Annotated in this window: 12 protein-coding genes; all 12 read left to right on the plus strand. The window is 39.9% G+C overall.

The window, feature by feature from the left end; genetic code table 11:
• Window positions 1–29 precede the first annotated feature (29 nt).
• The gene (locus B3F51_RS08545) at window positions 30–536 is read left to right on the plus strand and encodes an ImmA/IrrE family metallo-endopeptidase (protein ID WP_286946599.1); all 507 of its coding nucleotides are present in this window, start codon (window positions 30–32) and stop codon (window positions 534–536) included.
• Window positions 533–802, plus strand: a complete 270-nt coding sequence (locus B3F51_RS08550; RefSeq protein ID WP_349680214.1) for a hypothetical protein — start codon at window positions 533–535, stop codon at window positions 800–802. The genes B3F51_RS08545 and B3F51_RS08550 overlap by 4 nt, the downstream gene beginning before the upstream one ends.
• A gap of 184 nt (window positions 803–986) precedes the next feature.
• Window positions 987–1,238, plus strand: coding sequence for a helix-turn-helix domain-containing protein (locus tag B3F51_RS08555; RefSeq protein WP_213690454.1), 252 nt, complete (start codon window positions 987–989; stop codon window positions 1,236–1,238).
• 110 nt (window positions 1,239–1,348) lie between these two features.
• The gene (locus tag B3F51_RS08560; RefSeq protein WP_286946603.1) at window positions 1,349–4,465 is read left to right on the plus strand and encodes a DUF499 domain-containing protein; all 3,117 of its coding nucleotides are present in this window, start codon (window positions 1,349–1,351) and stop codon (window positions 4,463–4,465) included.
• Window positions 4,462–5,004, plus strand: coding sequence for a DUF3780 domain-containing protein (locus B3F51_RS08565; RefSeq protein ID WP_286946604.1), 543 nt, complete (start codon window positions 4,462–4,464; stop codon window positions 5,002–5,004). Before B3F51_RS08560 ends, B3F51_RS08565 begins: the two co-directional genes overlap by 4 nt.
• A gap of 2 nt (window positions 5,005–5,006) precedes the next feature.
• Entirely contained in the window at window positions 5,007–7,883 is a 2,877-nt protein-coding gene (locus B3F51_RS08570; protein WP_286946605.1) for an anti-phage-associated DUF1156 domain-containing protein, read from the plus strand.
• Between the two features lie 14 nt (window positions 7,884–7,897).
• On the plus strand, window positions 7,898–10,651 hold the full coding sequence (locus B3F51_RS08575; protein WP_286946606.1) for a phospholipase D-like domain-containing anti-phage protein: 2,754 nt from the start codon (window positions 7,898–7,900) through the stop codon (window positions 10,649–10,651).
• 48 nt (window positions 10,652–10,699) lie between these two features.
• Window positions 10,700–11,086, plus strand: coding sequence for a DUF2513 domain-containing protein (locus tag B3F51_RS08580; protein WP_286946607.1), 387 nt, complete (start codon window positions 10,700–10,702; stop codon window positions 11,084–11,086).
• Between the two features lie 82 nt (window positions 11,087–11,168).
• The gene (locus B3F51_RS08585; RefSeq protein WP_286946609.1) at window positions 11,169–13,205 is read left to right on the plus strand and encodes an ATP-dependent nuclease; all 2,037 of its coding nucleotides are present in this window, start codon (window positions 11,169–11,171) and stop codon (window positions 13,203–13,205) included.
• The gene (locus B3F51_RS08590) at window positions 13,202–15,007 is read left to right on the plus strand and encodes an ATP-dependent helicase (protein WP_286946611.1); all 1,806 of its coding nucleotides are present in this window, start codon (window positions 13,202–13,204) and stop codon (window positions 15,005–15,007) included. The genes B3F51_RS08585 and B3F51_RS08590 overlap by 4 nt, the downstream gene beginning before the upstream one ends.
• A 182-nt stretch (window positions 15,008–15,189) precedes the next feature.
• Window positions 15,190–15,774 (plus strand): hypothetical protein, encoded by a 585-nt coding sequence (locus B3F51_RS08595; protein WP_286946613.1) that lies wholly within the window; start codon window positions 15,190–15,192, stop codon window positions 15,772–15,774.
• A 42-nt stretch (window positions 15,775–15,816) separates the two neighbouring features.
• On the plus strand, window positions 15,817–16,251 hold the full coding sequence (locus B3F51_RS08600; RefSeq protein ID WP_148637884.1) for a hypothetical protein: 435 nt from the start codon (window positions 15,817–15,819) through the stop codon (window positions 16,249–16,251).
• Window positions 16,252–16,286: the final 35 nt, after the last annotated feature.

Below are 16,286 nucleotides of genomic sequence, written 5' to 3' on the forward strand. Positions count from 1 at the left end.
CACTTTTATGATAACACTCCACCCGGATAATGCGAAAATATGATGAGCCAGATCCTTGGAAGCTGGCTGAAGCCATGGGGATCATCGTTCAAGTAATGCCGCTTGGCAGTACAGATAAATCGTGCAAAGGGTTTTTTCTGCGACAATCAAGAAAAAAGCACATCACCATCAACAGCGACCTGCCGGAGCCAATCCAACGGATTATTCTGGCCCATGAAATCGGTCACGCTGTCCTTCATCATGAAGCTGCAAAGATGAGAGCTTTCCATGATTTTGCATTGTACGATACATCCTCCCAGATGGAGTATGAAGCCAATCTGTTCGCTGCTGAATACCTACTGGAGGATGACGAGGTCACGGGACTACTCAGTGAGGACACCTTCTTCTTCTCTGTTGCCAAGGAACTGGAAGTACCTCCTGAATTGCTTGACTTCAAATTTCGGATTCTCAAACGCAAAGGTTGGCTGATCGAATCTCCGATCCAGTCCAACAGCAATTTCCTTAAGCACCTTTCGGATCGGGGTGAGGACACGTGATTTCACAGGCTAAAGTCTATGTAGCCGTCATCGCTTCCTTTTCCGAAGACGGAAATCTTTACCCAAGACGCCTCCGCTGGGAAGATGGCCGTGAGTATTCCATCGAAAAGGTCCTGGATGTTCGCCCAGCAGCTGCGTTGAAAACTGGAGGACAAGGTGATCGTTATACGGTCCAAATCAATGGTCATCAGAGTTATCTTTTCTTTGAGCGGAGTCCAAATATCAGCGGAACAAACCTTGGGAAATGGTTTGTAGAACGAAAATAAGCAATTTCATCATAATTGATATCGCCGACAGACCGACATCTGATCGGCTTTTTTATTATAAAAATACTTCTTACCATACTATTATTACGATTTCGCAAACTTATTATTGCTATGTCAAAGAGGGTTGGTTATAATTAACATATGTATGAATTTGTGATATCAATCCTAATAGAGGTGAAGGGCAATGATTATAAGCTATAAAAAACTTTGGAAGCTCCTAATCGACCGAGACTTGAAAAAAAAAGACCTTAGAGAGATGGCAGGCATTAGCCCTTCAACAATTGCGAAAATTGGGCGAAATGAGAATATCAACACGGAGGTTATTATCAAAATTTGCCAGGCTTTGAAATGCGATATTTGCGACATGATGGAGATTATTGACAGTAAATCCTCAGATGTAGAAATCAATGAAGATGAATACAAGTCTTCATCTTAAATAAATAGATTGGTAATTAACAAATAGCCACAATGCTTGATAATTACTCGTGAGTATATTTGGCAAAATTGCTTCAACTAATATCGATTAATTTTGAGAGGATGAAAACGATGCGTACAATCAATGAAATGCTAAAACCAAGAGACAATGTATTTTCTGATACTGCCAGGGAGGATGTGCTAAACCTCACCGATCTTGCAGAAAACAGAATAGATGCGAATAAATTCTTCGGAGAAAACTTCCAAACTCAAGGGATGACAGTATTATTTGATACTGCGTTTGCTCGCTTTAAAGGCGAATCTGACACCGGCGTTATTAAGCTGACACAGGCTATGGGCGGAGGTAAAACTCATAGCATGTTAGCTCTTGCTCTATTGGCTCAGAATCCTGAGATAAGGGAAAATCTCCTCGGACCTACATATGCAGGAATCGGTGATATCCGAGTCGTTTCATTCTCTGGTAGAGAAAATGCGGATTTCGGGATTTGGGGTAGCATCGCAGAACAACTCGGTAAGAAAGAGTTCTTCAAGGACTATTATTCCCCTCTTAAGGCACCCGGTGAAAAGTCATGGGTTGAACTGCTCAAGGGCCAAAAGACTCTCATCTTGCTGGATGAGCTTCCTCCGTATTTGGAAAATGCTAAGTCAATTATGGTTGGCAACTCTGACCTAAGCAAAGTTACCATGACTGCACTCTCAAACCTTTTCACAGCTTTAGGTAAGGAACAGTTGGCAAATGTCTGTCTAGTTTTTTCTGACCTTAAAGCGGCATATGAGTCGGGCAGCGAATTACTGCAGTCAAGCTTCCGTGAACTTGAAGCCGAAGCGAACCGAATAGCAATTGAAGTAACGCCTGTGGCTCTTAACAGCGATGAGATATACCACATCTTACAGAAACGTCTGTTTGAAGATGTCAGCGGCTTTGAATATTCCCTTAATATTAATGATGTTGCTATTGCATATAAGACAAGTGTCGAAAAAAGCAAGAAACTCGGATTCACAAATTACACTCCAGAAACTGTTTTTAAAGGAATCAAGGACTCTTATCCATTCCATCCGTCCATCAAAGATCTTTATGCCCGTTTCAAGGAAAACCAAAATTTCCAACAAACACGAGGCCTGATTAAATTGATGCGCCAGATTGTCCGCCAATTCTATGAAAGCGGTATGGCAAAAGAGAATTATTTGATCAACGTTTTCGACTTCGATCTTAACGAGCAAAAAATGCTGAGTCATATTCGCCAGATCAAGCCCTCCCTGGAAGAAGCAATCAATCATGATATTGCACAGGATGGCAAGTCCATTGCAGAAGTAATCGATATAGAAAAGCCTGAGAATAAAGGTGTTACACAGGATATTGCAAAGCTTCTCCTCGTGTCTTCCTTATCCACAGCAAATCATGGACTACTCGGGCTCACCGAATCGGAAATATTCGGTTATTTGAGTGCGCCTAATACAGATATTAACGAGATCAAATCCAGCCTGGAAGAATTGAAGACTCTTTGCTGGTATATGAAACAAGACAATCGTGGCAGGCTGTATTTCCAGAATACAAAGAATATGGTTGCCGAGATGAATACCCTTGTTGACAGTTATACAAATGAGTATGCTAAAAAGGAACTTAAGCGAATACTGGAACAGAACTTCAGTCCCAAGCTTAAGGTTTGTTATGAAATGCTTTACGTACTCCCCGCAATCGATGAAATCGATCTGGATCAGAATAAGATTTCTCTGGTCATTTATGAGCCATATCCCGGCAGTGAGCTGCATCCTGAGCTGAAGAAGTTCCATGACAATATTTCACTGAAGAATAGAGTCATGTTCCTTTCCGGACAGCGCAACATGATGGAAAAGCTTTATGGCAATTCAAAGAAACTCAAAGCTATCCAGCAAATCGTTGACAACATGGCAAACGAAGGCGTTCCCGCTTCTGATCAGCAATATAAAGAAGCTGAAGCTCAACTTGATAAAGCCATTCAAGCCCTGTTCTCAACGATCAGGGAGACGTTTGTTGCGCTCTATTATCCAACCAAGAATGGAATAGAGCTTGCAGAATTTAAACTTGAATTCAAAGAAAATAAGTTTAACGGTGAAGAACAGATCATAAGCTGCTTGACTGATAGTTCTAAATACGAGGCCTTCTCAAAGGATGACCAGTTCTTGGAGAACCTTCGCAAGAAGTGCGAAGCTAGACTGTTTACCATCAAAGAACTACCCTTCTCCCAAATAAAAGAGAGAGCTGCAACGACAGTGGCTTGGCAATGGTATCATCCGGACCAGCTTGAAAGCCTGAGACTGGATTGCATTAAAAAAGACAAATGGAGAGAAATTAATGGTTATCTCGTAAAGGGACCGTTTGAAAAGGACCCGACTTCTGTTGTTGTAGAGCAGACATCATATGATGAAAAGACCCAGGAATTTACCCTGAAAATCCGAGGTATCGGCGGCAAGGTCTATTACGACATCGGCAGTGATCCTACTTCCGCATCTAAAGAAGTAATGGATCAGGTTTTGGTGACCGCAGAACCAGCTATTCGCTTCGTCTGTATTGATCCAACAGGAGAAAGAAAAACCGGTGATGTCGTTGAGTTCACAGGTAGTGTTCCAATCAAATATGGGCAAAGGAATACACCGAATGGCGATGTAATGACGCTGGTCACTAATCCAAAGTATGTTGTGAAATATACAACTGACGGTAGCGAACCTAAAGAAAATGGTGGCATCTATAACGATGAATTTGTCCTTCCTCAAGACAGCAAATACGTAAGAGTCGCTGTTTATTACAAGGATAGATTGCTTGAGGAAAAGAGTATCTACGTCACAAAAGGCGGCAGTACCAAACCGGCTAAAACGATTGATAAGAGCAAGGCGCTCGCCTACCGCTATCACAATAAAAAACAAATGGGAGATACTGAAGCGAGTTATAAAGAGCTGGCTCTTCTCTCGAAACTTGATGGGGTCCTCATTAAGGGGGCTACAGCAGAAATTTATAATAAAACAAATACGGATCATTATATTGAGTTCAATGCAAGTGTTCCATATTGGGCAGGAGATCTTCAATCGCTGATAGATCTTGTTCGAGATACCAGCTTTAAGGAAACTGAAGTTATTGTTGACTTTGGTTATAAAGAGTTGATGTTCTTGACTGGAGAGTTATTCACGCAATGGCTTGATATGAACAAATTTGATCTGAACAATCTTATAAAGAGTGGGGAAATCATACAATGAGCAACACTTATTATGGATTTGGATATGATCCAAAGGAAAGCGAGAATCACTTCTATGTGGTTGTTCCCAAAGAGGCAACTGCAGAAGTTGAGATTTACGAGCGCTTTCATTGGGATATAGACGAACAAAAAATAACCAGTAAAGACATCCTTAAACTTCGGATGTCACGATATAAATGGTCAAAGCTTTCAAACGATGTTGCAGCTGAGTTCAATGCAAGGCTGAAGGCTGATAAAAAGCCAACTGGCAGATTTATAGTTGGAGAAACACCTGTAGAGAAGCTATTTGGGAAAGAATTGATGGTCCTGCTTTGGGGTGTTGAAAATAACGATCCGGCTGGAATTCCAACTGCTATTCGCAATTGGAAGGGTCTCCAGCCTGAAGAACGCTGGTGGCTATACACCATGACAAATGCAAGCACTGGAAAGATCAATGATAAACGCGGATGGCGTATGGCTTTGCGTTATGCGCTTTGTGAAAATCCAGTAGATGAATCAAATCAGATTTCATTATTTACTGATTTGATGGGAGGAGAATAACATTGGACAATCAGATGTCATTTATAGAAAAGCAGTTTCCTGTCAGTAAACTAAGCAAAGAAAGTTATAAGGAAAGAAAAGCTGGTGCCAGTCAAACACTGACTGGACTTGGTAAATGGTGGGGAAGAAAACCCCTAATTCTTGTTAGAGCTGTTATTTTGGGGTGCCTTATGCCCTGCAGTGATAATCCTAAGGCTGATATGGATATTTTTCTTAAAGTATTATCGATGGATAATGATGGACTTATCGACCGAAAACAAAAATCATTTTCTGCTAAAGAACTTTATGAGATTGCCCAGGGAAGTAAGCATTTTAGACAATATTTAAATGATTGGTTTGAAATTGATGGGCCAAGAGTCAAAATTCAAAATGGACAAGACAAAAATGACATCGAAATGCGGTTATTTAAAACGTTAGGTTATGATGACAAGCTGAAGTATTGCGTGCGTCCTGAACAACTTGAGACCCTTCGGAAGGACAGCTGGAATGCAATCAATCATCACCTCGGAACAAGCGCTAAATCATTAAATGAACTTGTCGAACAACTTTCAATGCAAAGGTATGGTCGGTTAATTACTGTTGGTGATTGTTTTTCTGGAGGCGGAAGCATTCCTTTTGAAGCTGCCAGAATCGGTGCGAAGGCTTATGGCAGTGACTTGAATCCAGAAGCAATTCTTCTTACTTGGGCGGGTATCTCCATTCTGAATTCAAATAAAAAGGACTTAACTGATATACATGAATTCCAAAAAGCAATATTTGAAGCTGTTAATAAGGACATTATTCAGCTTGGTATAGAACAGAATGAAAAAGGTGACAGGGCAGTAGGCTATCTTTATTGTGTTGAAGCGAAGTGCCCAGAATGTGCTACAAAGGTACCTCTAGCTCCTTCATGGGTTATTGGAAAGAAAACAAAAACTGTTGCTATTCTTCAAAAGAATAAAAAAGGGTATGACATTGATGTTAAAATGGGTGCTTCATCAAAAGAAATGCAAATTGCTTCCGAAGGAACAATAACAAACAAAGGATTGCTTTGTCCAAATTGTGGTTTGACCACTCCAATTTCTATTTTGCGTGGAGACAAAGTTGATGCAAGCGGTAGAACAGTTTACGGACTACGACAGTGGGAGAAATCGGATTTTGATTTTCGAGAAGATGATATTTATAACGAACGATTATATGCCATTAAATATGAAACTAAGGATGGAAAAAGATATTATCGTGCCCCTAATGAAAGAGATTTGGCAAATGAATTAAATGTGAAACAAATTGTTTTAGAGAATATTGTAAGTTGGCAGGAACAGGGTTTAGTACCCACCATGGCTATAGAAAGCGGCATGGAAACTGAGCGGCTGTTTAAGGAACGCGGGTGGACACATTGGAGCCATCTATTTAATGCGCGTCAATTATTATTACTAAGCAGATTTATTACTCATCTAACAAACGCTACTAAATACTTAGGGTATGGAATTCTGAGCTTAAACTCGAGCGTAGATAGACTTTCGAGATTATGCCGTTGGGATAGCGGCTCTGAAAAGATGCAGCAGACCTTTTATAATCAGGCATTCAACACACTAATGAATTATTGTTCTAGGAGTGTGGCATCTTTATTTGAACAATGGAATAATTCAATAACAAATATTTCGAATGGAATAAGAGGGGATCATGAAGTAGTAAATATAGATGCTCGAGATCTATCAAACAATGCTGATTTTTGGATTACAGACCCCCCATATGCAGATGCAGTTAATTATCATGAGCTCTCTGAATTCTTTTTAGCATGGGACAAAAGACTGTTGCAGGAAGCTTTCCCAGAATGGTATACCGACTCCAAAAGAGTACTTGCTGTGCGAGGTGACGCCGACTTTTCAAAAACAATGATTGAAATTTATTCAAATCTAACTAATCATATGCCAGATGATGGTATGCAAGTTGTTATGTTTACTCATAGTGATCCCGCAGTATGGGCACAACTTGCTTTAATTATGTGGAAATCAGGACTTCGTGTTACAGCGGCCTGGAATATTGCAACTGAAACTGATGCCTCCGGTCTGAAAGATGGTAATTACGTCAAAGGAACCGTTCTTTTAGTTTTACGCAAACAAACTGGAGACGACATGGCCTTCCTAGATGAAATCAACTCTGATATCCGAGCTGAAGTGAGAAATCAAATCACAAGTATGCTGGAACTTGAAAACAAAGAAGAGCCAAATTTTTCTGATCCAGATTTTGTACTAGCAGCCTATGCAGCGTCTCTTAAAGTCTTGACATCCTATAAAACTATTGAGGACTTGGATCTTGATTATGAACTTAATTTGGCTATTAATAATCCAACCCAGAGTAATATTGTCAAAATAATCGAAGCAGCAAAAAAAATAGCTTATGACTGCGTCATTCCCTTGGAGTTTGAAAGCTATTTGTGGAAAGACTTATCAAATGCCGAAAAATTCTATATTAAGGGATTAGAAAGTGAAAAACATGGCAACTATCAGATCAGCACTTATCAGGAATTTGCTCGGGGTTTTAGTATAGGTGGTTATAGTCAAATGATGGCTAGTGAAAAAGCAAATACTGCAAGGCTAAAGACACCAGTTGAAATGGCTGGTAGAACTATTAATGATGTTCCTGATTTTGAGAAATCCATACTTCGTACGGTATTTATGGGGATTTACACGGGAATCAAGGAAGATGAAAATCCATCGAGAGCACTAGGCTATATGAAAAATGAGTTGCCGAATTATTGGGATAAACGAGACATGATAAAACAGCTACTTAGCTTCATCAAAGATACCAAGGACATTGATAATATGACTCCGCACTGGGAGCAAAGCGCAACAATGGCTGATTTGTTACATTCACTTGTTACCAACGACAGCATTTAAAGGGGGAATAGTCTATGAATCGCTATTCTTCAAGGAGACATAAATTAGATCAGCAATTTTTGAAAGAAAAACTGAAGGATGCAGTATCTTACGATAGAATTGCCGGATATTTTTGCTCCTCCATTCTTGAAGTAGCTGGAGAAAGCATTGAAAACGTGGAAGGCAAAGTCCGAGTTATTTGTAATTCTGGACTTCTGCCGGAAGATGTTGCAGTGGCTAACTATGCGCAGAAGATGAAACAGGAATGGTGTGAGTTTTCTCCAGAAGAAAAATATACTTCACCAGAAAGCAGCAGCCGTCTTTCTACCCTTTATCGCCTATTGAGCGATGGGAAGCTTGAAATTCGAGTGATTCCCGACCAAGTCTTTGGTCTCATGCACGGGAAGGCTGGCGTAATTACTTATAAGGATGGGTCCAAAACCTCTTTTCTCGGGAGCATCAATGAAACCAAGAGCGCCTATACACTAAATTACGAAATGCTGTGGGAAGATGATTCAGAGGAATCTGTCAAATGGGTTCAAGATGAATTTGATTATTTCTGGAATAGTCAATATGCAGTGAACCTGGCCGATTTTATCGTCAACGACCTCAACAGAATTTCAAAGCGTATCGTCATTGGTCTGAAAGACTGGAGAGAAAATTCCGATGACGTTGTCCCTTCAGCTGCAGTCGAAGAACCTGTTTATCGAAAGGAATTTGGTCTCTGGGAACATCAAAAATATTTTGTCGAGCTTGCTTTCAGAGAACACAAAAAAGATGGCGGCGCACGGTATCTTCTGGCTGACCAAGTTGGGCTGGGTAAGACTCTGCAGCTTGCAATGTCAGCAAAATTAATGGCTCTCTATGGAGATAAGCCAGTTTTGATTATTGTGCCCAAAACTCTTGTATGGCAGTGGCAGGACGAAATGAAGACACTGCTAGATATGCCAAGTGCTGTTTGGACCGGTTCAGGTTGGCAAGATGAAAATGGTTATTTCTATCAAGCCGATAGTGTAAGATCCATACTAAAATGCCCTAGACGGGTAGGTATCATCTCACAAGGTCTTGTGTCAAGGAGAACAGAAGCCGCTGAATTGCTTGCTCAGAAAGAATTTGAATGTGTCATTCTCGATGAAGCGCACCGCGCACGACGTAGAAATCCAACCAAGGATCCTAACAAACATAAGGCAGATCCAAATTACTTATTGCAGTTCTTGAATAGCATCACTTTTAGAACCAAAAGTCTTCTCTTGGCAACAGCTACTCCCGTACAGATTAATCCTATTGAAGCATTTGATCTGATAAATGCATTAAGTCTTCCTTCTTTCAAGGTTATGGGTGACATGTACAGCGAATGGCACAAGAAGCCTCAGCTGATGCTTGATATGGTTTGCGGGAAAGAGCCTTATCCAGAGAGCGAAATCACAATGTGGGATATCATTCGAAACCCCTTACCTACCAAAACCCCATCGGCTCAGGATCGGGTGAACCGCATTCGGGAAAGGCTTGATATTTCCGATAAAACGTATGTCTTGCCTGCGGATTATTACGCGACTCTTTCGGGCGCAAAGAAGGATAGCATCCGGACTTTGTATGCCACGGACGAATTTATAGCAAATTACAATCCATTTATTCGCCACATCGTGAGGCGAACAAGGGATTTTCTTGAGAATACAATCAATCCAGCCAGCGGTGAGACCTACCTTAAAAGAATTCTTGTCGAACTATACGGCGAGGGCGACGATGGCGCAATCCCTCTCGAAGGATATTTGAGGCAAGCCTACTCAAAAGCACAGGAATTTTGTACTTTGCTTTCATCCCGTGTCAAAGCAGGCGGCTTCATGTCAACACTGATATTGAAACGTATTGGGAGCACAATTATCGCCGGTGATAATACAGCGAAGAAAATGCTCGCCTGGACAGAGGCTGGAAAAGAAATATTACAGGATGAATTTGATGTAATTTTTGAGGAAGACGATGATTTTGAAGAAAGTGTCAGCGAGGTAAAGAATCTTACGGATGCGGAAACCCAATGTCTTCGCGAACTCGTAAAAATGCTGTCTCTTAATCATGACAACGATCCTAAGTATATCAAGGTCATCGATATTCTAAGCAATGGTGTTGATGAAAGTGACAAGCCCTGGAAAGAAAGCGGTTGCATCATATTCTCGCAATACTACGACAGCGCATACTTCGTGGCTGAAAAACTTTCAAAAGATTTATCGGATGACGTGATAGGCCTTTATGCTGGCGGAGATAAATCTGGCTATTTTCTCAACGGTTCTTTTCATAAAGACTCAAAAGACAATATCAAGGCCAAAGTGAAAAATCATGAAATAAAGATCCTTGTCGGGACTGATGCAGCGAGCGAAGGACTTAACCTCCAGACGCTCAGTACACTAATTAATCTTGACTTACCTTGGAATCCGACAAGGCTAGAGCAGAGAAAAGGCCGAATCCAACGTATTGGCCAAGTTGCTCCCAAAGTTAAAATTTTCAATATGAGATATAAAGACTCTGTTGAGGATAAGGTCCACACAGTCTTGTCCGCTAGGCTAAAAAATATTAAGGATATGTTCGGACAAATTCCGGATACATTAGAAGATGTTTGGATTGACGTTGCCCTGAATAATATCGAAGAGGCAAAAGAGCGCATAGACAGAGTTCCGGACCAAAATCCATTTACAATCAAATACGAGACAAAAATACCTGCAACTGAAGATTGGGAGACAAGTACATTTGTCCTGGACCACGATGAAAAACTAAAGCAGTTGTTGATTGGGTGGTAGGCACATAAAATTTCCACCTAGATTACAATCAAGCATTGGGAGGCTGAAATGAAACGAGATATGGACCTTGTCCGCCTGATATTACTGGAAATTGAAGATAAATATCGCTCAACAGCCATCTACAATTTGGCGATTGAGGGATATGATCCTGAGACGGTTGCTTATCACTGCAAAATTTTATATGAAGCAGGACTGATTTCGAACTATAAAGCTCAATATGCTGACAATGAAATTTATGCATTTGGTGTCGGTTCCTTAACTTGGGATGGGAATGACTTCCTGGAAAAAATACGGGATGATTCTCGGTGGAAGATAGTCAAGGAAACAATTAGGCAAAAAGAGTTGCCAATGGTTATAGAAACGATTAAGTCGGTTGCAAATGCCTTTATTTCTGCAGCTGTTGAAGGAATAACAAATTCGATGCTAAAAGGATAAGCTGATTATATAAACACAAATCATACTATTGTGAAAATTGCAACCAGAGGATAGTCAGGAAAACTTTTAAAGAGGTGAATGAATGAATACTCAACCATATATTTGTAAGGTTCATATCGAGAATTTCAGGAATTTTCGCTGTGCTGATTTTTACCTCAATGAAAAACAAGTAATTATAGGTGAAAATGCAGTTGGGAAAAGTAATCTGCTTTATGCGTTGCAGTTAATACTTGACCCAACTCTTTCCGATAAAGACCGGTTGCTTGAGGAATCCGATTTCTGGGAAGGCTTAGATGATCCTATGAAAAACGGGGAGCAGATTCTTATTGAGCTCTGGTTCGCGGACTTCGAAGAGAACAAGAATGTGCTTGCACAATTGACCGATGCTACCGTAATGCTTGATGAAAAAGAAGCACTGAAACTTACTTACAAGTTCTATCCCTATCGAAAATTTGGCGATACTAACGAATATAGCTTTAATATTTTTAAAGGTGACGATGAAAACCGGCGTTTCTCCTACGAAGATAGGAAATACCTGAACATCCGCGTTATTAAGGCAATTCGTGATGTTGAATCTGAAATGCGTAATTCTAGAACATCGCCATTGACACAAATCATCAAGCAGAAATATTCAATTAGTAAGGACGTCCTCGCCGAAATTTCTCACGCACTTGAAGAAAAAGGTGCGGATACACTTCAAATCGGTCAAGTGGAAGACCTTGAATCACGAATTCAAAAGTTGCTAAACCAAATGGTATCATATAGCCAAGATCAATTTGGTGTTTCTTTGAAGACAATGAATATTGACGCAACGAAGTTGCTTTACGCATTACGCCCATTGATTGACAATAGGGAATCCGGAAACACCAGCCTTGGAATCAACAATCTTCTGTATATTGTGCTTATCCTTCTCTTGATTGAGGATGAAACGATAAAGACATATCTGCCAAAAGATCTTTATGAAGAATTGTTAGAAAATGACGAAAATGACTTTATCAAGAATTGTTATACCGAGTTGGGAAAAATCAATGGATATGTCTTGAATGATGACGTTTTGACAAATTCTGAAATAAAGAACAAGCTCTATGAATTTATGTCCGATACCATTCCCACAGCAAATGGTGTAACCATTCTTGCTGTTGAAGAACCAGAGGCACATCTGCATCCGATTTATCAACGTCTTCTATACCGTCATGTGATGAATAGGTCAAACGCCTCTGTCATTATTACGACGCATTCGACACATATATCTTCCGTTGCACCAATAACTTCGATAGTTCATCTAATCTCTAAAGATAATTGTACTAGCGTAAAGACAACTGCGCGATTACGACTTTCAGACTCTGATCTTTCTGATTTAGAAAGATACATAGACGTCAAACGCGGAGAGATTTACCTGGCTAAAGGCATCATTATTGTCGAAGGTGTTGCAGAGGAATACCTGATTCCCAATTTTGCAAAGGTTATGGGGTATGAATTAGACCGCTTGGGTATTGTGGTCTGTAATGTGAATTCCACGAATTTTGAGCCGTATCGCCAATTTGCTGAGGCATTGGGTTTACCATATATTATCGTCACCGATGGCGATTATTACCATCAGGTTGATGGGAAAAATAAGTTCGGGGATTTGTCCTCGGAAGATGATGTTGCATATGGGTATGCTGGTATTGATCGCTCAATTAAATTATCGGGCATTTCAGACAGAATAGAGGCATACTTAGCTTCCGAATACGAAGAAGGTACAACCTTCGATGATTTAGAAATTGAAAATCAGATTGAATTATTTCAGTTCAGCGGAATCTTCATCGGTAGACATACTTTTGAAGTTGATATTTTCTGTAAATGCGAAAATGCAACAACAACGGAAGGACAGATTATCTGCCGTGTTTTTGACGAATTGACTGCGGGAGGGGAACTGCAGAAGCGGAATTTCAAAGATAAAATGTCCAATGGCGAATACAATAAATGCTTGGCACAAATAGAGTCCTCTCATAGCCAAATTGGTAAAGGACGATTTTCGCAGCGCCTTTCTTCCTGCGTAACGCGCCCCATGATGCCTGACTATATAGAAGCAGCTATTATAAGGATTACTGAGCTTGTGAGGAGCAGAACAAATTGAACGATCATTTCAAGCAAAAAGTCACGGAGATCAACAACGACCCAGAACAGCTTCGCGCATACAATTCAACTGACAGCACGGTTGTTATCGCTGGTCCTGGAAGTGGCAAGACAACAGTTTTAACATTAAAAGTCATGCGTCTCTTGGATAGTGTGATTGCTGAACCAAGAGGTTTGGCTTGTTTGACTTACAGCACTGAGTCGGCCCGCGAATTCAAAACAAGGCTTTCGAAATTGGGGCTCAGGGGACGCACTAATGTTTTCTTAGGTACAGTCCACAGTTTTTGTCACGCTGAAATTCTAACACCTTTTGCTAAGCTTTATCCAAAGTACGAAATCCCAAATCCAATAAAAATTATCTCGGAAAAAGAAAAAAAGAAGCTATTTGATTCTGTCAACCCACCTGGTGGAACTTCAATAACTGAAATGGATAAAGAGCGAACTCGCAATATTAGAGGTATAAGCCGAGTTGCTCTTGAAAGTTATGAGGTAGCCCTTAAGGTAGCTATTTCTTTCGAAGAGGCTTTACTGAAAAGTGGTTTCATTGATTTTATTAGCATGGTTAAATTTTCTGTTGAACTCATTCAAAACGAATCTTTCGTGCGAAAAGCTATTGAAGCTAAATTTCCGTGGTTTGTTATTGATGAATATCAGGATTTAGGTAGACCATTGCACGAAATTGTTTTGTCTTTGCTAGATAAGTCGAACATTAAGATATTTGCTGTAGGTGATGCCGACCAGTCGATATATGATTTTCAAGGCGCAGCTCCAGACTATCTTAATGAACTGTCTCAAAAAAATGGTATTAAAAGTATTCGCTTGCTAAACAACTATCGAAGCGCACAAACTATAGTGGATGCTTCGGAGTATGTATTAAATAGTCAACGGGGGTATACAGCGTCCGGTATATTGAGAGATTACCCTGCTATCATGGACTTTATTGAGTGCGATAATGGCATGAACGAACAATATCAGCAAACTATACAATTGGTTCGACGATTTTATTCAGAAGGAATTCCTTACCACGAAATCGCAATACTCGTTGGTAAAAACAATGAAGTAAAAGAACTGAAGGATGAATTTGATATACAAGGGATCCCTGTATATTTGGCACGTCAGGACTTTAGAAACACTGAGCTTATCCTCTGGTTGCAAAGCTGCGCATCTTGGGTTGAGGATAAAACCAGGGTATCATTTGATGATATTTATCGGGTGTGGATGAACTTTTTATTACATACACAGGAAGGCGCAAGTTCTAATGAGTATGATTTCCTTGTGCGTCGAACGCTATTGAAAGTATTAAAAGCAAGCAATCAGTATAGAGATAATCTTTTTGAATGGCTTAAGTTTGTATTAACTGAACTAGATTTTTTAAAGGTATTTGATGGTTCAGACCGTTACCCTGATGAAATCGAAAATCTCAAAAGTCTATTCCAAGTTGCAAAACAAACAGAACCGATGTTGACTGTAGGATTCATAACACGGCTTGGTGTGCCCGACAATCAAGTGGTTTTATCGACAAGACACAGTGCAAAAGGACTAGAGTTTGACGTAGTAATAATGCTTGGAATGGAGAAGGATAGTTTCCCAAATTACTATGATACAACCCAACCAAAAATTGATGAAGCTCGGAGGCTTTGTTTTGTGGCTGTGAGCAGGGCAAGGAAAGCCTGTATTCTAATTAGAACGAAACAATTGCCAAACAAATATGGCAGATGGTTCTCAAAAGAACCATCGCCGTTTTGGATAACGCTTAAAGAGTTTCACTATGCAGATGCTTTGAGCAAATTAAAGGAGACATAATTGGCAAGCAATGCAAGTGTTTATACACTTGCCGAAATCACATATGATTTCTATTCCTGTCTGGGATGAGCTGCGAATCAAAACAAAACGGCTTCACACAAAAATTTTCGGTCTTAGCTCCGCACGATCATATCAAGCCAGCAATATTTCTTACTCACCCATGCAATTTGACAAAATCAAAGATGCAAGAACTTGGATTTACTTACTATGCAGTAGGTCATATTCACAAACCCGTGATAGAAAAAGTTGATAGAAATATGTTTGTCGGTAGACCAGGTCATCTCTATTCGTTATGGGATGGTGATGGTAAAGCATGGCCAGTAGGAGCAATCATCGGTGAGTTCAGGAACAAGGAACTTAAATTATCCTGGCTTCCATTTCCCGTTGCTCAAACAGTCAGACTATTTATAGATCCTCATAACAGTGTGAATAATAAGCCATTAATCATAATAGAAAATTGTTCATATGAAAAGAGTAGATCAATTTCTAACTTAATCGAAGGCAAATGGATTGATCAAAACTATCGAGGCATTTTTAAAGGTATCCTTGATCAGGGAATGGATTATCTTGAACTTGGCGTCATTGTTGAAAAAATACTCCATGTCTTCCAAGACGACATTTTTGTTACGCCTAGTGACTCCAAAAAGATGAAAAAGAAATATGGTTACAGCAGAGGAGTTTTTAATGCCAAAACCCTGCTTTCAGATCCTGTAATCTTCGAGGAGTTCCTAGAGAGAATTATTAAGGCATCGAGTAAGACTCAATGAAATGGACCTTATCTACGACTTGGGAAAAAAAGGAGTTGCAGTATGGCAGACATATTAAAAATTGTAATCAAAGGATCGTCAGGGTATTGCTGCGCTGAAGAGGCCTTCAATGATAAAGTTACCATCACACCTGAGTCCATTTCTTATGAATACAATCCTTTTATAGAAAAGGAAATAAATCCAAAACGGAAATGGAGCTATAAAACCAATAGTCCAATTTTCAAAAAGATATTTTCAAACATTACTGGAATGCTCCCGGGAATTCTTGATAGAGGAATAAAAGAGTTCTGCACAGATATCGGAGGTATTGAATTTAACATCACGTATTCTGATAAAACTAAGTTTAAAGATACATATTGGGTGCCTGGTGACTACTTTGAAGAAATATTTATGATGATCAAAAGTTTAGTGCCGGGAAGTGAATATACGCCAGCTGTTCTTTTAACATCTGCTGATTTTGAGGTTGCAGATGGATAAATGAATATTTGAAAATCTATTACCATTAAGAGGTG

The sequence above is a fragment of the Acetobacterium sp. UBA5834 genome, assembly GCF_002435675.1.
Taxonomy (GTDB): Bacteria; Bacillota; Clostridia; order Eubacteriales; family Eubacteriaceae; genus Acetobacterium; species Acetobacterium wieringae.

Coding starts and splice junctions, on each gene's coding strand:
- B3F51_RS08600 (WP_148637884.1), top strand. CDS start 15,817: ATGGCAGACATATTAAAAATTGTAATCAAAGGATCGTCAGGGTATTGC.
- B3F51_RS08585 (WP_286946609.1), top strand. CDS start 11,169: ATGAATACTCAACCATATATTTGTAAGGTTCATATCGAGAATTTCAGG.
- B3F51_RS08565 (WP_286946604.1), top strand. CDS start 4,462: ATGAGCAACACTTATTATGGATTTGGATATGATCCAAAGGAAAGCGAG.
- B3F51_RS08595 (WP_286946613.1), top strand. CDS start 15,190: ATGCAAGAACTTGGATTTACTTACTATGCAGTAGGTCATATTCACAAA.
- B3F51_RS08560 (WP_286946603.1), top strand. CDS start 1,349: ATGCGTACAATCAATGAAATGCTAAAACCAAGAGACAATGTATTTTCT.
- B3F51_RS08555 (WP_213690454.1), top strand. CDS start 987: ATGATTATAAGCTATAAAAAACTTTGGAAGCTCCTAATCGACCGAGAC.
- B3F51_RS08580 (WP_286946607.1), top strand. CDS start 10,700: ATGAAACGAGATATGGACCTTGTCCGCCTGATATTACTGGAAATTGAA.
- B3F51_RS08545 (WP_286946599.1), top strand. CDS start 30: ATGCGAAAATATGATGAGCCAGATCCTTGGAAGCTGGCTGAAGCCATG.
- B3F51_RS08575 (WP_286946606.1), top strand. CDS start 7,898: ATGAATCGCTATTCTTCAAGGAGACATAAATTAGATCAGCAATTTTTG.